Source organism: Chitinophaga sp. S165 (assembly GCF_003182155.1).
Lineage (GTDB): Bacteria > Bacteroidota > Bacteroidia > Chitinophagales > Chitinophagaceae > Chitinophaga.
Genome location: NZ_QGTG01000002.1, coordinates 1,289,653 through 1,308,201 on the forward strand (window position 1 = coordinate 1,289,653; position 18,549 = coordinate 1,308,201).

The 18,549-nt window shown below is 44.3% G+C and carries 21 protein-coding genes; 16 read left to right on the plus strand and 5 right to left on the minus strand.

The genetic code is table 11. The features are described 5' to 3' along the window. Positions 1 to 60: 60 nt before the first annotated feature. On the minus strand, positions 61 to 513 hold the full coding sequence (locus C7475_RS13495) for an iron-sulfur cluster assembly scaffold protein (protein WP_110054071.1): 453 nt from the start codon (positions 511 to 513) through the stop codon (positions 61 to 63). 48 nt (positions 514 to 561) lie between these two features. Then, complete coding sequence (locus C7475_RS13500; protein WP_110053860.1) at positions 562 to 1,779, minus strand: IscS subfamily cysteine desulfurase; 1,218 nt, start codon at positions 1,777 to 1,779, stop codon at positions 562 to 564. Between the two features lie 145 nt (positions 1,780 to 1,924). Between C7475_RS13500 and mce the strand changes: the two genes are divergently transcribed. Then, positions 1,925 to 2,323, plus strand: coding sequence for a methylmalonyl-CoA epimerase (gene mce / locus C7475_RS13505; RefSeq protein WP_110053861.1), 399 nt, complete (start codon positions 1,925 to 1,927; stop codon positions 2,321 to 2,323). A 446-nt stretch (positions 2,324 to 2,769) separates the two neighbouring features. On the opposite strand, the gene murF is transcribed toward mce, so the two are convergent. Further along, positions 2,770 to 4,050 (minus strand): UDP-N-acetylmuramoyl-tripeptide--D-alanyl-D-alanine ligase, encoded by a 1,281-nt coding sequence (gene murF, locus C7475_RS13510; protein WP_233259844.1) that lies wholly within the window; start codon positions 4,048 to 4,050, stop codon positions 2,770 to 2,772. 188 nt (positions 4,051 to 4,238) lie between these two features. Between murF and C7475_RS13515 the strand changes: the two genes are divergently transcribed. The 9 genes from C7475_RS13515 to C7475_RS13555 all read left to right on the plus strand — a co-directional run bounded on the left by C7475_RS13515 (position 4,239) and on the right by C7475_RS13555 (position 9,841). Continuing rightward, the gene (locus C7475_RS13515; protein ID WP_110053863.1) at positions 4,239 to 4,619 is read left to right on the plus strand and encodes a hypothetical protein; all 381 of its coding nucleotides are present in this window, start codon (positions 4,239 to 4,241) and stop codon (positions 4,617 to 4,619) included. 24 nt (positions 4,620 to 4,643) lie between these two features. Further along, on the plus strand, positions 4,644 to 5,189 hold the full coding sequence (locus C7475_RS13520) for a YceI family protein (RefSeq protein WP_110053864.1): 546 nt from the start codon (positions 4,644 to 4,646) through the stop codon (positions 5,187 to 5,189). A gap of 27 nt (positions 5,190 to 5,216) precedes the next feature. Continuing rightward, a complete protein-coding gene (locus C7475_RS13525) occupies positions 5,217 to 6,140 on the plus strand; it encodes a DUF5777 family beta-barrel protein (protein ID WP_110053865.1) in 924 nt (307 codons plus the stop codon). Positions 6,141 to 6,322: 182 nt separating this feature from the next. Further along, positions 6,323 to 6,565: a DUF4157 domain-containing protein gene (locus C7475_RS13530; protein ID WP_233259845.1), complete on the plus strand. Its 243-nt coding sequence runs from the start codon at positions 6,323 to 6,325 to the stop codon at positions 6,563 to 6,565. 142 nt (positions 6,566 to 6,707) lie between these two features. Beyond that, a complete protein-coding gene (apaG, locus tag C7475_RS13535; RefSeq protein WP_089828842.1) occupies positions 6,708 to 7,094 on the plus strand; it encodes a Co2+/Mg2+ efflux protein ApaG in 387 nt (128 codons plus the stop codon). Between the two features lie 156 nt (positions 7,095 to 7,250). Beyond that, positions 7,251 to 7,877, plus strand: coding sequence for a class I SAM-dependent methyltransferase (locus C7475_RS13540; RefSeq protein WP_110053867.1), 627 nt, complete (start codon positions 7,251 to 7,253; stop codon positions 7,875 to 7,877). Next, positions 7,877 to 8,755 (plus strand): MBL fold metallo-hydrolase, encoded by an 879-nt coding sequence (locus tag C7475_RS13545; RefSeq protein ID WP_110053868.1) that lies wholly within the window; start codon positions 7,877 to 7,879, stop codon positions 8,753 to 8,755. Before C7475_RS13540 ends, C7475_RS13545 begins: the two co-directional genes overlap by 1 nt. 44 nt (positions 8,756 to 8,799) lie before the next feature. Then, positions 8,800 to 9,120 (plus strand): hypothetical protein, encoded by a 321-nt coding sequence (locus tag C7475_RS13550; protein WP_110053869.1) that lies wholly within the window; start codon positions 8,800 to 8,802, stop codon positions 9,118 to 9,120. Positions 9,121 to 9,124: 4 nt separating this feature from the next. After that, complete coding sequence (locus C7475_RS13555) at positions 9,125 to 9,841, plus strand: zeta toxin family protein (protein ID WP_158286500.1); 717 nt, start codon at positions 9,125 to 9,127, stop codon at positions 9,839 to 9,841. Positions 9,842 to 9,845: 4 nt separating this feature from the next. Here the strand turns inward: C7475_RS13555 and C7475_RS13560 are convergent, their stop codons facing one another. Continuing rightward, positions 9,846 to 10,790 (minus strand): hypothetical protein, encoded by a 945-nt coding sequence (locus C7475_RS13560; RefSeq protein ID WP_146217541.1) that lies wholly within the window; start codon positions 10,788 to 10,790, stop codon positions 9,846 to 9,848. Positions 10,791 to 10,962: 172 nt separating this feature from the next. Here C7475_RS13560 and C7475_RS13565 point away from each other — a divergent pair, with 172 nt between their 5' ends. The 6 genes from C7475_RS13565 (at position 10,963) to C7475_RS13590 (ending at position 17,169) form a co-directional block, all read left to right on the plus strand. Further along, positions 10,963 to 11,643: a porin family protein gene (locus C7475_RS13565; RefSeq protein ID WP_110053872.1), complete on the plus strand. Its 681-nt coding sequence runs from the start codon at positions 10,963 to 10,965 to the stop codon at positions 11,641 to 11,643. Between the two features lie 11 nt (positions 11,644 to 11,654). Next, positions 11,655 to 13,319 (plus strand): NAD+ synthase, encoded by a 1,665-nt coding sequence (locus C7475_RS13570; RefSeq protein ID WP_110053873.1) that lies wholly within the window; start codon positions 11,655 to 11,657, stop codon positions 13,317 to 13,319. Positions 13,320 to 13,441: 122 nt separating this feature from the next. Then, positions 13,442 to 14,716, plus strand: coding sequence for a serine--tRNA ligase (serS, locus tag C7475_RS13575; protein WP_110053874.1), 1,275 nt, complete (start codon positions 13,442 to 13,444; stop codon positions 14,714 to 14,716). 73 nt (positions 14,717 to 14,789) lie between these two features. Then, positions 14,790 to 15,335: a GNAT family N-acetyltransferase gene (locus C7475_RS13580; protein ID WP_110053875.1), complete on the plus strand. Its 546-nt coding sequence runs from the start codon at positions 14,790 to 14,792 to the stop codon at positions 15,333 to 15,335. Next, positions 15,332 to 16,417 carry a ThiF family adenylyltransferase gene (locus C7475_RS13585; RefSeq protein ID WP_110053876.1) on the plus strand — a complete coding sequence of 362 codons (1,086 nt, stop codon included), beginning with the start codon at positions 15,332 to 15,334 and terminating at the stop codon, positions 16,415 to 16,417. The genes C7475_RS13580 and C7475_RS13585 overlap by 4 nt, the downstream gene beginning before the upstream one ends. Before the next feature lie 8 nt (positions 16,418 to 16,425). Beyond that, on the plus strand, positions 16,426 to 17,169 hold the full coding sequence (locus C7475_RS13590; RefSeq protein ID WP_110053877.1) for a sulfite exporter TauE/SafE family protein: 744 nt from the start codon (positions 16,426 to 16,428) through the stop codon (positions 17,167 to 17,169). On the opposite strand, the gene C7475_RS13595 is transcribed toward C7475_RS13590, so the two are convergent. Further along, a complete protein-coding gene (locus C7475_RS13595) occupies positions 17,125 to 18,303 on the minus strand; it encodes a PepSY domain-containing protein (RefSeq protein ID WP_110053878.1) in 1,179 nt (392 codons plus the stop codon). The two genes, C7475_RS13590 and C7475_RS13595, sit on opposite strands and share 45 nt — an antisense overlap. Between the last annotated feature and the right edge of the window lie 246 nt (positions 18,304 to 18,549).

The following is an 18,549-nucleotide window of genomic DNA, read 5'->3' on the forward strand; positions in this document are numbered from 1 at the left end:
ACGAATTGAATACCGTGCGGTCAGTCAACCCTTAACGCTTAATTGATCAGTTAATTATGTCTAATTGTGTTCTTCTTCCAGTTCGTAGTCACGTTCAGATTCCTCTTCGGTTTCAGCTTTAAGCGGTTCCATGCCATTTTTGTGGCGGTAATCGTTAATGGCTGCCTTTACCGCATCTTCTATCAGGATGGTGATATGAATTTTAGCTGGAGGAAGGTTTAATGCTTCCACAATTTCCATATGATCAAGTTGGGCTGCTTCATCGATAGTTTTGCCTTTGAGCCACTCAGTAGTGATAGAGGTAGCTGCAATAGCGGCGCCACACCCGAAGGTCTTAAAGCGGGCATCCATAATAACATGTCTGGCCGGACTCACTTCAATTTGGATCCTTACTACTTCCAGATACTCCGGCACGTGTACCAACCCTGTTCCCACTCTTGTACTGGACTTGTCCAGTGTTCCTACGTTCCTGGGGTTGTCATAATAATCAAGAACTCTTTCAGCGTAAGCCATAAGCATAAGTATAAAGCTGTCAGTAATTGTCCCCCATGTTCATTGTCCTCAAAGACGGGACCACTCGATAGTGTTCATGTCCGCACCTTCTTTAAACATTTCCCACAGCGGACTTATTTCTCTTAATTTATTAACCGTTTCCGTAACGGCTTGAATGGCATAATCTATCTCTTCTTCAGTGGTGAAGCGTCCCAGTCCAAATCGAATGGAAGAATGGGCCAGGTCGTCTCCCAGGCCAAGCCCTTTCAGTACATAACTGGGTTCCGGTGAAGCGGAGGTACAGGCAGAACCGGATGATAGCGCAAGATTTTTATTGAAGCCCATCATCAGGGCTTCGCCTTCCACATAGCGGAAGGAAATGTTGCTGGCATGCGGTAAACGGTTGGTTTTTGATCCGTTAACAAAGGTTTGTTCCAGCTGCAGCAGCGCATTTTCAAGCTTGTCGCGCAGTATTGCCAGCCTTTTGCCTTCTGTTTCCATTTCCTGCTGGCAAAGTTCACAGGCTTTCCCGAAGGCTACGATACCAGGTACGTTCAGTGTACCGGAACGCATGCCTCTTTCATGTCCGCCGCCGTCCATTTGAGCAGTCACCTTTACCCGGGGTGACTTACGGCGTACATACAGGGCGCCCACTCCTTTCGGTCCGTATAATTTATGAGCGCTGAATGCCGCCAGGTCGATACCATCGCGGTTCACATCCACAGGCACCTTACCGGCTGCCTGGGAAATGTCGCTCATCATCAGTACACCATGCTTTTTCGCAATAGCGCTGATCTCTTTGATAGGACTTATCACTCCTATCTCGTTGTTGGCATACATGATGGACACCAGGATGGTTTTGGCCGTAATGGCCGCTTCCAGTTCTTTCAGGTCAGGAAGACCCTCATTGTTCACCTTCAGATAGGTGATCTCTGCACCTTGCTTTTCCAGGTGTTTACAGGTGTCCAGTACTGCTTTGTGTTCTATTTCGGTAGTAATGATGTGGTTCCCTTTGTCGGCATACATTTCAAACACCCCTTTAAGGGCAAGATTGTCTGCCTCGGTAGCGCCGGAGGTGAAGATGATCTCCTTCGGGTCTGCGCCTATCAGGGCTGCTACCTGTTCGCGGGCAAGATCGACGGCTGCTTCTGCTGCCCACCCGAAAGAGTGGTTACGACTGGCTGCATTACCAAATGTTTCCGAAAAATAGGGAAGCATTGCTTCTACAACCCGTGGGTCGCAGGGAGTGGTAGCGTTATTATCCAGGTAGATCGGCAACTTAAGCATATCTGGCGGTCTTTAATTGTAAGTGTTGATTCCTCTTTACTACAAATTTAATGCTTAATTGCTTTGCTTACCTCCCACGATCATTGTAAGAACTGATATGGACATAGAGAACAACTATTTGTACATTAAAATGCTAAATTGCTTTATGCTGAAAGTAGAACACATAGGAATAGCCGTAAAATCATTGGAGACATCAATTCCCTTATTTGAAAAGCTTCTTAACACTGATTGTTATAAAAAAGAAGAGGTGGGGAGTGAGGCCGTACAAACGGCTTTTTTCCGTCAGGGGGAAACCAAAATAGAATTGCTTGAAGCCACCGGTCCGGGCAGTACCATAGCCAAGTTTGTGGACAAAAAGGGGGAGGGCATACATCATATTGCTTTTGATGTAGCAGATATTTATGCAGAGATGGAACGTCTGGCAGCAGAAGGGTTTACTTTATTGCAAACTGAGCCGAAGCGAGGAGCGGATAATAAACTGGTTTGTTTCCTGCATCCGAAAGATACAAATGGCGTACTGATAGAGCTTTGCCAGGAAATCTGAGATTTTTTTCAAATAACGAAATCCAGGAAATTAAAACGATCGTAAATATATCCAGACACATGTTACAGACACGTTAGAAAAACACTCAATCAGAAAAACTTAAGGATTTAAACAATCAGACGCACAAATTGTTGTTATAGGAGCGCGGAAGTCTTCGAAGGAATAATAGCAGCGAGTATGATATTATCTTAAAACCAAGAACTTTGACCCTGAACTAATGCCCATAACCTCATAGAAGTTATGCCTCATAAGAACAAATTGCAGCCAATGGTCTCATATGCCTTATAAAAACTAATTCACTACATTAATTCCAGCAAAAACATATTCACATATATAACGTAATACTAAACTCTTTATATAATACTCTAAAGTTGGCATAGGTTATGAACACCTGCGGGCTTTCCAGCTTGCAGGTCTCTTTTTTTTACAGCAATATCTTCACTATTTTATTGGATCACTTTTTCCATACCAATGCTTCTGGAACCTTTAATGAGCAGGTGAGCATCTGTAAATTGCTGTTGTTGTAACCAGGAAGTTGCAGCCGCGGCATTTTCAAGATATATATACGGATGATTGGTTTTAATAAAATCACCTCCTACTAACACTACTGCATGCCAGTGCGTACGTTGTAATAAATTGATCAGTGCCTGGTGTTCTTTCACGCTGTCGGGGCCTAGCTCCATCATGGCTCCTAACAATAAAACTTTCTTGTCGGCAGTAATGCCGGCAAAGTTCTCAATGGCAGCTTTCATGCTTGAAGGGTTTGCATTGTAAGCATCCATAATGATCGTATTGGTGCCTTGTTTGATCACCTGTGAACGGTTGTTGGAAGGCGCATATGCAGCAATGGAGTTTTTGATCTTATCAGCAGATACCCCGAAATGCAGTCCTACTGCTACAGCAGCCATCACATTTGGGAAATTGTACGCACCTACCAGCTGACTATCAATCTGGCCAATGCCTTCATGACTGGTCACCTTCACACTTAACAGTGCGCTGTCTGCCAGCGGCTGGCCGGTATAATCGGCCGATGTTTGTCCGTAGGTGATAACAGTAGGGATGCCTTTACTCATTTCAAGCAGGTAAGCGTACTCATTGCAAACAAATACAGTCCCGTTATTTTTACGCAGGAAATCGTACAGTTCACCTTTCGCCCTGCGCACGCCTTCTTCACTGCCAAATCCTTCCAGGTGGGCCTTCCCGATGTTAGTGATGATACCATGAGTTGGCCTCGCGATCTTACAATAACTTTCGATCTCATGCTCATGATTAGCGCCCATTTCAATAACGGCCATAGCCGCATCAGCCGGAATGCGCAGTATGGTTAACGGTACGCCTATATGATTGTTCAGATTGCCTGCTGTAGCGGTAGTCTTGAATGCGGATGACAGTACCGTGCTGACCAGCTCTTTCGTAGTTGTTTTGCCGTTAGTGCCGGTAATAGCCAGGAAAGGGATATTCAGGCTTTGCCTGTGCTTTAGTGCAAGCTGCTGTAATGTATCCAGCACATCTGACGTCAGCATCATTTTATCCGGTTGCGTATAATATGCTTCCTCATCAATTACTGCAAATGCAGCTCCCTTTTCCAGTGCAGCCGCAGCATAGGTATTCCCGTTAAAGTTGGGTCCTTTCAATGCAAAAAATATATCACCTGCCTTGAGCTGTCTGGTATCTGTTTGTATAGACGGGTATTGCCGGTAAATGTCGTAAAGCTGATCGATGTTCATAAAAACAAATGTATTAAAAATCAGTTGATAGTCCATAAGCAGCAACACATGCTAGCGTTATCCTTGAAAAAATTACTAAAATGAGCTGGCTATATGGACTATCAATTATATAATATATTTTTGTTTTAGACGTTGTAATTACCAATAACCATTCAAAGACCGGGTGATGCCCGCCAAACCAAAGTGAAATGAAAAAACCTATGAAAACAGCACTGTTTCCCTTAGTGCTTATGTTCTTCGTGTACAGTTGCACAGCCGAACAGGCGCCTAAACCAGATCCGGGAATAGCTCCCAATGCCTGCGATACCGCAGTGATCACTTCCGATTACATTATGACGACCATTTCCAGCAAATGCACCAATGGCGCCTGCCATAAGGGAACGGGCAATTTTGTAGTGTCGGATTTTTCTACATTGGCTAAGCTGAAAACTTATCTCAACGCAAATGAAGCATTATTCCGGGAAAGGGTAACCGGCCCTAATGCGGACATGCCTCCCCGTGGTGAAAAGTTCAGCCAGGGAACGCGCGATTCTATTAACTGCTGGCTTTCCCATGGTATGCCGGAATGATGGACCCTCACAAAACAGTTTACAATGAAACAAATAATTGCCCTGCTTGCAGGATTGTTCCTTACACATGCCGTGCTGGCGCAGGATGTGTATACCTGCCGGAATACTGCACTATCCTTCTTTTCCGCCACACCCGTTGAAGATATTGACGCTACTTCAGATAAGGGCTTGTCTGCTATCAACCTGAAAACTGGAGAGGTCTATTTTAAAGTGGCAGTGAACACCTTTAAGTTCAGGAAACAGCTCATGGAAGAGCATTTCAATGAGAACTATCTGGAGAGTGATAAATACCCGAATGCTATCTTCAAAGGTAAAATAGTATCGCCTCCCGATCTACATAAAGACGGTACCTATGAGGTAATGGTAGATGGCACTTTGTCTCTTCACGGAGTAGACAAGCCATATCGTGAGAAGGCCGTCATCACTGTTAAAGATGGGAAGCCGGCTGCTAACGCCAAGTTCAATGTCAAGCTGGTTGATCATCGTATAAAAATACCTACACTGGTAATAAAGAACATCGCCGAAGTGGTAGAAGTAACTGTGAAAGCAGCTTATACTACTGCAACCTGATAAAATCCATTTAATCTGTCAGAACCTATGAAACATATATCTCTGTTGTTCCTGGGCTGTTGCCTCGGACTGAACACTTTTGCCCAGGAAAGCCTGGAGGCGATGATCGCCAAGGACGAGGTGAAAACGCATGAGCCGGTGATCGCTACTTATAAATCAACCCGTATCATACAGGGACACTCTCCCGAAACCCTGAAAAAGCGTGAGCTCGATTTCAGGGTAGCACATCATTTCGGTGATCTTGGAGGCGAATTCGGCGGGCCTAAGACCTTCTTCGGAATGGACAACTCTGCCGATGTCCGCATCGCTTTCGAATATGGTATTACTGACCGCCTGATGGCGGGCATTGGCCGTACAAAAGGTTCCGGCAATCTTACCGAACTTTATGAAGGGCTGGCTAAATATAAACTGCTGCAACAAACCACCGATGATCACATGCCTGTGACCATCACCTTGTTCGGTAACTCGGTAGTTAGTGCAATGACCTCAAGCAAGACGGTTTCTGATGCCAGTTATTTCGGCAAATTCTCTGACCGCCTTTCTTATACCGGTCAGGTGATCATAGCCCGCAAGTTCAATCGTAATTTATCTTTGACCTTGCTGCCAACATTGGTGCACCGTAACCGGGTAGGATACATGGATGAAAATGACATCTTCGCGCTGGGAGCTGGTGGAAGGCTTAAATTCTCTAAGCGGATCGGGTTGCTGGTAGAATATTTCTATCCGTTCAGGAACCAGGAAAGCAAGGACTATTTTAAAGAACAGGGCAGGAAACTGTACAATCCATTGGCAGTAGGACTGGAAATTGAAACAGGGGGACATGTGTTCCATGTGAACTTTACCAACTCGACCGCCATCCTGGAAAATCAGTTCATTCCTGAAACGACCACATCCTGGTTACAGGGACAGTTCCGCTGGGGCTTTAATATTTCCAGAAGATTCTCGCTGTAATACTTAGGAATTAGTATTGAGCATTAGAAATTAAGTGATGTAACTTCTTAATTCCTGATTCTCAATACTAATTCCTAATTTGTATTTTTACATACGTTATGGAGCCGGTAACCTGTTACATAAAAGAAAGATCACTTCTTGCCCGTATGGCGGCGCGCTATATGGGTGGGAATCAGATAGCTATGGTTATAGGAAGAACGATCCACCTGCACGGTACCAGCCGGGAGAATTTCCTGCGACATAAGTGGTGGGTACGGCATGAAATATGTCATGTAATGCAATATAAAGAGTTAGGCCTTGTACCCTTTCTTTGGAAGTATTTCTGGGAGTGTATCAGGGTAGGCTATCACGCTAACAGGTTTGAAGTAGCAGCCAGGGCTGCGGAACATGATGCAGCAATTATGAACAGTGTTAGGATAGTTTAAGGGGCTTTAAATCAATAGCTTAACATTGCCCGGATGTCTATTGGCACTACTTCTAAACGAAAAGTTAAAGTCTTCTTTGATATATAATTTTTAGTACTACTGGATATATTTTGCTTATTTTTACGTTAAACGGAGGTGTTTTATGGTAAAAAAAGTAACAGACGGAATTACCATCAGTGTGGAGACATTTTATCAACCGGACTATTCAAATCCGATTGGTAGTGAGTTTATGTTCGCCTACCGTATTACCATCGAGAACAATAATACTTTCCCCATCAAGCTTCTTCGCCGCCATTGGTATATTATCGATTCCAACGGAACCCACCGTGAGGTAGAAGGAGAAGGCGTAGTTGGTGTACAACCTTTGCTCGCCCCATCTGAAAGTTATCAATATGTCTCAGGTTCTAATCTGCGTACGGAGATCGGCAAAATGTACGGTACCTACCAGATGGAAAATCAGCTCAATAAAAAGCTGTTTGAGGTCAAGATCCCCGAATTTCAGATGATTGTGCCTTTTAAGCTAAATTGATTTACGTTTTTCACTGTTTTTCCTTCTAAATACTGCACCTTTCCGGGTACAGGAATGCTGTTTTGGAAAATGAATTAACTTGAGTTATCTGACCGGAAACAGGTAACCGGGCATGCCCTTGTTTCTGCAATTCTGATAACCTGCAAATGTATACAAATGGACACCAAACAAGCTTATAATCTCTGGGCCTCCCAGTACGATACAAACGATAATAAAACACGTGATCTTGAAGCACATGCACTCAGGGGATCCCTGGCAGATATTCCATTTAAGACCTGTCTTGAAGTAGGTTGTGGTACCGGAAAGAACACGCTTTGGTTCCAAGAGAGGGCTGACTACATTACGGCGATCGATCTTTCAGAAGAAATGATGGCGAAAGCCAGGCAAAAGATCTCTTCCTCCCGCGTCTTGTTTAAACAGGCGGACATTACCAAAGAATGGACATTCCAGGATGGTTTGTACGACCTTGTCAGCTTTAGCCTGGTATTGGAACATATCGATGACCTTGACCATGTATTTGATCAGGTGTCAAAGTCAATGCATCCCAATGGGCATGTATATATCGGAGAATTGCATCCGTTTAAACAATATGCAGGCTCTAAAGCACGATTTGATACAGAGAATGGTACAGAAGTACTGGAGTGCTTCAATCATCATATCTCGGACTTTATTCAATCTGCAAAGAAGTACGGACTTGTGGTAGCCGATATAAATGAATATTTTGACGATAACAACAGGAATGGGATCCCGAGGATCCTTACTATTATTTTGAAGAAAGTTTAATGAAACTAACTATCACAGGATACTCTACCGCTTTATTTTCTACCTGGTATTTTGTTGAGGAGCTGGGAATTCTATTGGATGCAGGCGACGGTATGATGTCGGCTTTATTGCAGAAAAGCAGAAAGATCAACCATGCCTTTATTTCACATGCAGACAGGGACCACCTTACAGGATTGCTACAATTCAATCAGCTCAATGCCAGAGAAGGATATCCTGTTATCCATTATCCAAAAGATTCGCGTTCTTTCCCTTATATGCAGCAATTCTTTCAGCAGTTCGACCCTTATGCGGTAGGTACTGTCTGGGAGCCAGCATTACCAGGTGATGAGATCCGTGTGAAAGACGATATCCTGGTAATACCTATCCGCAATGGGCATGTACCCGTGCCTCCGGAAGTCATCAGAAGCCTGAGCTTTAAAGTCATGCAGACGAAACGGAAACTGAGGCCTGAATTAGTTGGTTTACCAGGAGAAGAGATCCGTAGGATTGGACTGGAGCATGGGAAGGAGAGCACGACTATGGAAGTCCGCACAAACATACTTAGTTATTCCGGAGATACACCCGTAGAAGATCTCACGCAATGGAACGATTCGAAGATCCTTATCCATGAAGCAACATTCCTGGAAAGAGAAGAAGAGATCAAAGTATATGCTTACAAGAATAAGCACAGCAGATTGGATGAAGTGATGGAAATGGTAAGTGGCAGTAATATTGAAACACTGATATTAGGACACTTCTCATCGCGGTATAATGCTGAGCAGATTGATAATGCGATCAGGCAGTTATGTGATAGGTATGCGGTGAATATACCGGTGTTCCGGATATTGCCGGGAGAGACGGTAGTGGATGTACTGGGTGGGAAGGCAGTGAATGGGTAGTGTAGTTTTAATTGCTTAATTTTAGAAAATAATAGGTGTTTAATATGTCTGACGAAATGCTATTTAAAGAGAACGACGAAAACACAGGTGATTATTGGTCAGCAGGTGACCCGATAGGTTTTTCAGATCTAAGTGCCATTGAAGATGGTACGGATACAAGTATGCTGGAAAAAATCGGGGCGAGAGCGGCAATTAACGCAATCAATGAAAACAGAGCTTTACAGTTGCCCCTTACATATGAAAAGGATGGTTGGGTTGTTAGAGAATATGCCGATGGGCACGTAGAAAAAATAGAACAAATTATCATTTCAGATATCTCACCCGAGTTCAAGAAAGGCACTGTTTTGCATGTCAAGTTTCACTAAACGAATGCGCATTTTTGCAGGGCCCAATGGTTCTGGCAAAAGCACCATTATTTACGATATCAAAAAGAATTACTATTCTGGATTTTATCTGAACGCAGATGAAATCCAGAAGGCATGCAGTGAGAAAGGATTTATAAATCTGGGGGATTATCAGTTAAATATTTCCAACAATGTTTTTGAGGAATATCTTTCCGGATCATCTCTAAAAGAAAAGTCTGAAAAGGATGGATATCATGTTGATCTTAGACTTCAGAACAATGTGATCACTACGGGAGTGAATACACATGCATACGAAGCAGCATTAATTGCCGAATTTTTGCGGCAGCAATTGATATCAGCGGGACATTCCTTTTCATTCGAAACAGTTATGTCACATGCCTCTAAATTGGAAATTCTTAAACAGGCTTTGGATGCCGGTTATAGGAATTATTTGTATTTCATTGCAACGGATTCAGTTCAGATTAATATCGATAGAGTAAAAGAAAGGGTGAAAAAAGGTGGACATAACGTAGATGAAGACAAGATCATAGAAAGGTATACCCGCTCCCTTGATCTACTCTCAAAGGTTATTCCTTACACTTATCGTACATTCCTGATCGATAATTCCCGTTTAAGTTATCGCTTGATTGCAGAATTTGAGAAAGACAATTTTACTATACATGATCAGGAATTGCCTAATTGGTTACGTATGTACGTGTTGGAAAAAATGCAGTTGATGTAGCGTTCTACTTCGGCCTGTACTTCGACTGTGAAAAGATCTTCATCGCATCTTTCGTCTCCATCAGCTGCTGCAATGTTACCTCAGGATGCTGTTTCATATATTCCTTTACGATCCTCCATCCTACAAATGCCCCGATCCTACCTGGTGCTTCTTCAGGCATCCCTTGTGTAGTAGGGCCGTCATTCATGAAATGCATATTGCTCTGCCAGTCTGATTTATACAAGAGGTTCTGTTGTACGAAAAATTGCCATATCATCAGTTCATTTTCATCACACCAATCCATCTGTGCTTTCGTATAACCCAAGCGGATGCTATCTTCTGTTTCCGGTAATACCTGTTCAAGGAAATATTGCTGTTTGCCGGCACTTACCAGCTGGTTTACCAGTTGTTCGCCTGCTTCCGCACCTGGGTATGCCTGCTGCACAAGGGCCTGAACGGCATTGGTAGTAATATATTCCGGAGAGAATTTACGGACCATGTACATCGGGTAATCGGGTAACATCGGATATATCGGGAAATCTTTTCCCAGGTACATATCCAGTCCAATACCCAATACAGAATCGACAGTAACAGCACCGTAATTACTGATCACGGAACTGAAAGCCACAATTTTCTGTGGAAGGGGGAATGAAGGAATATAGTATTTGATATAACGGAAACTTTGCGCCAGGTCTTTCTCTAATGGCTCCAATTTGGGGAAATGTGCATTGACGGAATCCTGTAACACGCGGAAGTCGCCATTGCTGACAAGCATACGTGTTTGCAATAGTATTAAATTGCTGGTATCTGAGTAGGGACCGAAATTCATTACATGCTCAATGTAGACAGGCAGGAATGTAGGATATACCTTTGCCAGTTGTTGCAATCCCGACTGAATATTGTTGGTATCCAGTTTATACAACGCCTGATCAAATCGGTCAATTTGTACATTCACCGCAATATGGCTCACATCTGGCACGTTTTTGTGCTTACAGGCAGAGGCACAGCAAATAAGGATGAGGGCGGACAATAGCCACTGAGTATTACCAGCTAATTTATTAATGTAATTTCGCATACTTGATATCTAACTACGAATAGGTAAAAATATTATATAGCTTGTATTAAAAAAAAGATAAAATTATATGAGGAAGGTAATATTGATAATGTTCTTGTTATTAAATATAGCCGTAGTAAAGGCTCAGCGCAATATTATGCAGGAAAACAGGGTGCGGCTGGGTTTTAAACTGGACCCCACCGTTTTTTGGTTGCAGCCCCAAGAATCAGGAGTGGACCGCAATGGCTCCCGTGCCGGCGTCAGCTTTGGGATTATGGCAGACTTTCTGCTGGACGAATCAGGACGTTACGCTATTGCTTCCGGTCTGCAGGTCTCTACAACAGGTAGTACATTGAAATATGAAGCGAATAAGGGGTTGGAAGATTATAAACAGATCCCGGCAGAATATAAGCTCAAGCTCACCTATGTGGAGATCCCGTTTGCCCTAAAGCTAAAAACGGACACAGACAATGGATTGGGCCTCTGGGGGCAGTTCGGTACTTACCTGGGCTTTCCCGTGCGTGGCAGAGCAGATATTGTTAGCCTGCAGGCCAATGATGACAAAGTAAACGTATTACGTGACATTACTCCTATTAATGTCGGCATGCTGATCGGCGCCGGTATTGAATATCCATTGGGCGACAGGCTATCCGGTATGGTTGGTCTCAGCTACCGTAACGGTTTCGTAGATGTGACCCGCAATGGAAAATGGGATGATGGCAAGGTAAATATGAATAGCTTTGCATTAAATCTGGGATTATTCTTTTAAAAGACGTTTAGATGAAAATTATACTTGCTCAACAGAACTATCATATCGGCAATTTCGAGTTTAATATACAGAAGATCCTGGAAGGAATTAAAGCAGCGGAAGCCCAGGGCGCTGACCTGGTAGTATTCTCTGAGCTGTGTGTATGTGGTTACCCACCGAGGGATTTCCTCGAGTTTGAAGATTTTATCCAGCAATCATATGCTGCTATTGACAAGATAAAAGCCCACACTGCTAATATTGCAGTATTGGTGGGAGGCCCTGGCCGGAATACACAACCGGAAGGAAAAGACCTGTTCAATGCCGCCTGGTTCCTGCATGAAGGAGAAGTGAAACAGGTCATCCATAAAACATTATTGCCTACTTACGATGTGTTTGACGAGTATCGCTACTTTGAGCCTGCCTATGCCTGGAATGTAGTGCCATTCAAAGGAAAGAAGCTGGCAGTGACCATCTGTGAAGATATCTGGAACCTGGGGGATAATCCGCTTTACAGGGTTTGCCCGATGGACCAGTTGATAGAACAACAACCAGATGTGATGATCAACCTCTCTGCCTCTCCGTTTGACTATGACCATGCGCAGAACAGGAAGGAGATCATCCGTGCGAACGTACGTAAGTATGGTATTCCTATGTACTACTGTAATACAGTAGGCTCCCAGACAGAGATCGTCTTTGATGGCGGCTCTCTTATCTTCGACCCGCAGGGTAACATCGTAAAAGAATTGCCTTATTTCGAAGAGGCAATGGACGGTTATGACCTGGATGTATTGTTACAGTCCAAACAACCGGTACCGGACGTCGCTTATACACCGGTATTGGAGCTATTGCCTGAATATAACATTGATCGTATTCATCAGGCCATTGTATTGGGCATAAAGGATTACTTCCAGAAAATGGGCTTTAAAAAGGCCATCCTGGGTTCTTCCGGTGGTATTGACAGCGCAGTGACCCTGGCATTGGCTGTGGAGGCGCTAGGAAAAGAAAATGTACGGGCCATCCTGATGCCATCTCCCTACTCTACCGAACATTCTGTAGACGATGCTGTGGCGTTATCGAAGAGTCTTGATAATCCATATGATATCGTGCGCATCAATGATATTTACGAAAGCTTCCTGCAAACGCTGCAGCCTTATTTCGAAGGCTTGCCGTTTAATGTAGCGGAAGAAAATACCCAGTCCCGCATCCGGGGGAACCTGTTGATGGGCTTAGCCAATAAGTTCGGATATATCCTGCTGAACACTTCCAATAAGAGTGAACTGTCAACCGGTTACGGTACACTTTACGGTGACATGGCCGGCGGACTGGCTGTACTGGGAGACGTGTATAAAATGCAGGTCTATGCCCTGGCCAGGTATATTAACCGGAATGGGGAGATCATTCCGCAAAATATCATAGATAAGGCCCCATCGGCAGAGTTGCGCCCTAACCAGAAAGATAGCGACAGTCTGCCTGATTACGCCGTGCTGGACAAGATCCTGTACCAGTACATTGAGCGCCGTCAGGGCCCTAAAGAGATCATTGCCCAGGGATTTGACCCGGCGCTGGTAGCCCGCACACTAAAAATGGTCAATACCAATGAGTATAAGCGTAACCAGTTCTGTCCCATCATTCGCGTCTCGTCCAAAGCCTTCGGCGTAGGAAGAAGGGTGCCGATCGTAGGGAAATACCTTTCATAAAAGAACTTACCAAATTATTTGTGGGGATTAAGAACCAGGGGTGATAACAGCGTCATTCCCTAATTCTTAATCCCCAATTCCTAATTGACTGTTATATTTGCTGAAATTTAATAAATCCTAAAATGTTACAAGTTCCGTTCATTCGTCAAAACAAAGACCTGGTACTGGAACGGCTTACCTTGAAAAATTTCAAGGAGCTGGGACTGGTAGATCAGGTAATAGAGCTTGACGACAAGCGCAAGAAATTAACCCTTGAGTATGATGAAACTAAGGCTAAAGCTAATTCGCTGTCAAAAGAGATAGGTAAGCTGATGGCCCAGGGGAAGAAAGAAGAAGCGGAATCCCGTAAATCGGAAGTAACATCTCTGAACGAAAAACTGCACCCTATCAACGAAGAACTGGCCGCTGCAGAAAAACTGTTGCATGATACGCTGGTAAAACTGCCTAATCTGCCTTCTGCGCTGGTACCTCCGGGTAAAACACCGGAAGATAACGTAGAAGTGCGCAAAGGTGGTGATATTCCTGCACTACATGAAGGAGCGGTTCCCCACTGGGATCTGGCGAAGAAATATGATCTGATCGATTTTGAACTGGGAAATAAGATCTCCGGTGCTGGTTTTCCAGTATACAAGAACCGTGGTGCACGTTTACAGCGCGCTATGATCCAGTATTTCCTTAATTATAATACCAGCAAAGGGTACACGGAATTCCAGGTGCCTCACCTGGTGAACGAGGCCTCCGGTTATGGTACAGGACAGCTGCCTGATAAGGAAGGGCAGATGTATTTTGTAACTGAGGATGAGTTGTATCTTATCCCAACTGCCGAAGTACCGCTGACCAACTTATTCCGCGATGAGATCCTGAAAGATAGTGACCTGCCAGTAAAACTGACCGGTTATACACCTTGCTTCCGCCGCGAAGCTGGTTCTTACGGTAAGGACGTGCGTGGTCTTAACCGCCTGCATCAGTTCGATAAGGTGGAAGTAGTGCAGGTAGTACATCCTGATAAGTCTTACGAGGTATTGGACGAAATGGTAGCACATGTAGAGGAACTGGTGAAAGCACTTGAACTGCCATATCGTATTCTGAGGTTATGTGGCGGTGATATGGGCTTCGGTTCTGCGCTGACCTACGATTTTGAGGTCTATAGTACCGCTCAGCAAAGATGGTTGGAAGTGAGCTCCGTATCTAATTTCGAGGCTTTCCAGGCAAACCGCGCCAAGATCCGTTTTAAAGATGGCGGAGGTAAACCACAGCTGGTACATACGTTGAATGGCAGCTCCCTGGCATTGCCCCGTATCTTGGCCTGTATCCTGGAGAATAACCAGACGGCGGACGGTATTAATATTCCGAAGGTGCTCCAGCCTTACTTTGGTGCAGATAAGATCGTACTATAAATAAGAAATAATTAAAATAATATAAAAGCGTTGCATATGTTGCAGCGCTTTTTTTTGTCGTTACATTTGTAGTATGCAGCACTTTCTACCCAATGGCCAGGTATTATTGGTGCGCCCGGCCCTTTTGGAAGACGCTCCGGCATTGCTGGCGTTATTCCGGCAACTAACTACGGAAACAGATTTCCTGCTCATGACCAGGCAGGAAGCGGCGGAGCTGACTGTAGTTGACGAAAGGGCCTTTATCAACGCTCTATGCAATGAGTCCAGGCACCTTCACCTACTGGCAATTGTAGAGAATCGGCTTACAGGTTCCATTACTATCAAACAATCAGATCTGAAGAAAGAAGCCCACCTGGGGCAATTAGGAATTGCCATTCTGCATGAGTACTGGAATATGGGTATCGGCCGCCGGTTAATGACTACCGCCATGCGTTGGGCGGAGCAGCACAAAGAGTTGGAAATCATCCATCTCAATGTATTTGCAAATAATGGAAGAGCTATCCAGTTGTATCGTAACTTTGGTTTCCTGGAATATGGACGTTTGCTTCAGGGATTTAAGCAAACGGATGGTACATATGGTGATTCAATATTAATGTCTAAAAGGATAAAGAACGGATGATGCAACGATATGACAGACACCTGAAACTGGAAGGCTTCGGTCCCGCAAAACAACAACTGCTCAATAACGCAGCAGTACTCGTAATAGGTGCAGGAGGATTGGGAGTGCCCGTATTGCAATATCTTACTGCAATGGGAATTGGAAAGATCGGTATCGTAGAACACGATGATATTTCTCTCACGAACCTGCAAAGACAGGTCATTTACAACACAGACGAAGTAGGTAGCCCGAAATTAAAGACAGCCGTACAGCGCTTACATCAGCTGAACCCGGAAGTACAATTCTCTATGTACGATACCTGGATAACACCCGATAACGCACTGGATATTATCAGTCCTTATGATGTAGTGGTGGACTGCACGGATAACTTTGGTACCCGTTACCTGGTGAATGACGCTTGTGTAATACTCAACAAACCCTTTGTATACGGGGCTATCCACAAATATGAAGGGCAGGTGAGTGTATTCAACTACAAGGGTAGCGCCACTTACCGTTGCCTGTTCCCTGAACAGCCAGAGCCAGGCACTATGCTGAACTGTAGTGACATTGGTGTATTGGGTATATTGCCAGGTATCATCGGTTCTTACCAGGCAAATGAAACAGTAAAGATCATTGCCGGTATCGGTGAGCCATTGAGCAACCAGCTGCTGACAATCGATACGCTCTATAACATTCATCACACTTTTCAGATCAAACCTGTTCCGGGTAATCATAATATTACAGAGCTGCAGGAAAGCTACGACCAGCCCTGCGACGTTGGGGGCGTGAAGCGCCTCTCTGTACATCAGTTACAGGATTGGCTGGAAACAGAAAAGCCACTGCAATTGATAGATGTAAGAGAACCGGACGAATGGGAAATATGCCATATACCACAGGCCATGCATGTACCTATGCGAATGATAGGAAGTATTGTTCCGAAACTGAGAAAGGACCAGCCAATTGCTTTATTGTGCCATCACGGTATGCGTAGCCTTGCCGTAGCGCAACAACTGGATGCAGCAGGCTTCCCTGCGGTATACAATATTGAAGGAGGTATCCATGCGTGGGCTGCCGAGATTGATGTCGAAATGAACACTTATTAAGCTGACTTATGTCTGTTGAACTTTGTATACTGTTTTTTACAGTAGCCCTTTTATATGCTTCCGCCGGTTTTGGCGGAGGTTCCAGTTACCTCGCACTGATGGCATTATGGAGTGTTGACTTCCAACTGATGAAGTCTACCGCGCTGCTTTGTAATGTGGTAGTGGTAACCGGAGGTGTTTATCATTTTTATCGTGCAGGCCAGTTACCGCTTAAAAGGGCTCTACAATTAAGTGTGATCAGTGTGCCATTTGCCTTTGCAGGTAGTTACCTGCCATTGAAACAACATACTTTCTTTCTGCTGTTGGGTATAGCATTGACAACCGCAGCCCTGCTGATGTGTTATAAATTGTTCCTTGAAAAGGAATATGTACCAGATCCTCATGCACAGAAGACATATAAATATGGTGTTGTCGGTGCTGCGATCGGGCTATTATCAGGTATGACAGGAATTGGAGGAGGTATTTATTTGTCGCCGGTATTACGTTTGGGGCGTTATGATACAGCGAAGAAAATAGCGGGGATCTGTAGTGTATTTATACTTGTAAATTCTATTGGAGGCTTATTGGGGCAGGCCAGCAAAGGAGAGATTGTATTTGATCTTCACTTTGCAGGCCCGCTTTTATTGTCAGTTATTGTCGGCGGACAAATAGGCGCCCGTTTGAGTGCAGCAGTCCTGAAACCACGGATTGTGGAAGGTGCTACAGCATTATTGATATTGTATGCTGGCGTCAGAATGCTTATCCAGGGGTAACGCTTTTGCTTTGACAACGTTTACTTTAGCCGCTGGTTTTTTCTTCTTCTTCCTACCCATCCATATCAGGAAACCTGATATCGGCAAACTAAACGCAACCAGAGCTGCGATCAGCGATATTATTTTAGTTGGTATGCCATATATGCTTCCCCTATGTAACGCATACATCCATTTCCGGGTGATGTTAGCTTTGCTGTCATTGTCATACAGGCGTACCTGCACCAGTTTGGCCGTTCCGGCCTGGAAATAAAGGAAATCATTCACATTAGCGTGTCTCGTCCTATTCTCTTTGGAAGTAGCGAGAGACAGGCTATCATTATCGGCAAAACGGATGGTAATCGTTCCTTCGTATGGCAATTTTTCATTGGTCGTAGCCACGATCTTGTCCAGATAAGCAATACCACTGTTCTTTACCGGCAGACTTTGAGGTGGTGGTACTTTATATTGTTTGGTATTACCGTCAAGAGCAAGATAGATCAGGTTGTTCACCCATTTAAAGCTCCATGCAATGCCCGTCAGACCAATAACCAGCAGTACGATATGCACATAAAAGCCAGATACCGCATGTAGGTCCCAGTTAAGCCTTTTGAAAGACGCATCCCATTTTATACGGAGGCGTTGTTTGCGGGCGTTCCTTTTGGGCCACCATAATATCAGACCGGTGAGGATCAAGATGACGAAAATAGAGCAGGAAATGCCGGTAATGAGTTTACCGGTTTCGCCCATACAGAGAAAACGGTGGAGGTCCAATACAACGGTAAAGAACCGTTTGTTGCCCGGAATAGATTCAATGATCTTGCCGGTGTAAGGATTGACTGCTACATACAACTGATTCTTTGAGCCTTTGGCTTTCCCTTTCCGTAAAAGGTAGACAACGCTACGGTCAGCCTCGGGCTCTACAGTGATGTTGCCAAGCTTATATTTGGGGTTTTCCCGTTGAACGTAGGCGGTCAGGTTATCCAGTGGCTGTTTGGCAGTGTTAGCCGGTACCTCCACATAAAAAAAGGACCGCATGAATACATGTTCCAGTTCGTCCTCGAATACGAGCAGGCTACCAGTACCTGCCACTATCAGGACCACAAGACCAGAAGCTATTCCCAACCAGAGATGTAACCAGCCAAATACTTTTTTCATGAATCAGATTCTAAATTGACACTTTTGTCTGTCATCTCCCCGGAATTAGATATAGGAAAATGCTCATTTGAAGCTTTTATTAAAGCTGCCGAACATCGATTTGACAGATTTTCCACAAAGAACGATCAGGAATGACCACCTCAATGATCAAATCGGGAAAAAGATTTACGCAAAACGGAAAACTCAATAAATTGTGGCTGTTATGTCAGTGTCAGGTAATATTTTATAGCCTATTAAAAAAGATAG

Coding starts and splice junctions, on each gene's coding strand:
- C7475_RS13495 (WP_110054071.1), bottom strand. CDS start 513: ATGGCTTACGCTGAAAGAGTTCTTGATTATTATGACAACCCCAGGAAC.
- C7475_RS13500 (WP_110053860.1), bottom strand. CDS start 1,779: ATGCTTAAGTTGCCGATCTACCTGGATAATAACGCTACCACTCCCTGC.
- mce (WP_110053861.1), top strand. CDS start 1,925: ATGCTGAAAGTAGAACACATAGGAATAGCCGTAAAATCATTGGAGACA.
- murF (WP_233259844.1), bottom strand. CDS start 4,050: ATGAACATCGATCAGCTTTACGACATTTACCGGCAATACCCGTCTATA.
- C7475_RS13515 (WP_110053863.1), top strand. CDS start 4,239: ATGAAAAAACCTATGAAAACAGCACTGTTTCCCTTAGTGCTTATGTTC.
- C7475_RS13520 (WP_110053864.1), top strand. CDS start 4,644: ATGAAACAAATAATTGCCCTGCTTGCAGGATTGTTCCTTACACATGCC.
- C7475_RS13525 (WP_110053865.1), top strand. CDS start 5,217: ATGAAACATATATCTCTGTTGTTCCTGGGCTGTTGCCTCGGACTGAAC.
- C7475_RS13530 (WP_233259845.1), top strand. CDS start 6,323: ATGGTTATAGGAAGAACGATCCACCTGCACGGTACCAGCCGGGAGAAT.
- apaG (WP_089828842.1), top strand. CDS start 6,708: ATGGTAAAAAAAGTAACAGACGGAATTACCATCAGTGTGGAGACATTT.
- C7475_RS13540 (WP_110053867.1), top strand. CDS start 7,251: ATGGACACCAAACAAGCTTATAATCTCTGGGCCTCCCAGTACGATACA.
- C7475_RS13545 (WP_110053868.1), top strand. CDS start 7,877: ATGAAACTAACTATCACAGGATACTCTACCGCTTTATTTTCTACCTGG.
- C7475_RS13550 (WP_110053869.1), top strand. CDS start 8,800: ATGTCTGACGAAATGCTATTTAAAGAGAACGACGAAAACACAGGTGAT.
- C7475_RS13555 (WP_158286500.1), top strand. CDS start 9,125: ATGCGCATTTTTGCAGGGCCCAATGGTTCTGGCAAAAGCACCATTATT.
- C7475_RS13565 (WP_110053872.1), top strand. CDS start 10,963: ATGAGGAAGGTAATATTGATAATGTTCTTGTTATTAAATATAGCCGTA.
- C7475_RS13570 (WP_110053873.1), top strand. CDS start 11,655: ATGAAAATTATACTTGCTCAACAGAACTATCATATCGGCAATTTCGAG.
- serS (WP_110053874.1), top strand. CDS start 13,442: ATGTTACAAGTTCCGTTCATTCGTCAAAACAAAGACCTGGTACTGGAA.
- C7475_RS13580 (WP_110053875.1), top strand. CDS start 14,790: ATGCAGCACTTTCTACCCAATGGCCAGGTATTATTGGTGCGCCCGGCC.
- C7475_RS13585 (WP_110053876.1), top strand. CDS start 15,332: ATGATGCAACGATATGACAGACACCTGAAACTGGAAGGCTTCGGTCCC.
- C7475_RS13590 (WP_110053877.1), top strand. CDS start 16,426: ATGTCTGTTGAACTTTGTATACTGTTTTTTACAGTAGCCCTTTTATAT.
- C7475_RS13595 (WP_110053878.1), bottom strand. CDS start 18,303: ATGAAAAAAGTATTTGGCTGGTTACATCTCTGGTTGGGAATAGCTTCT.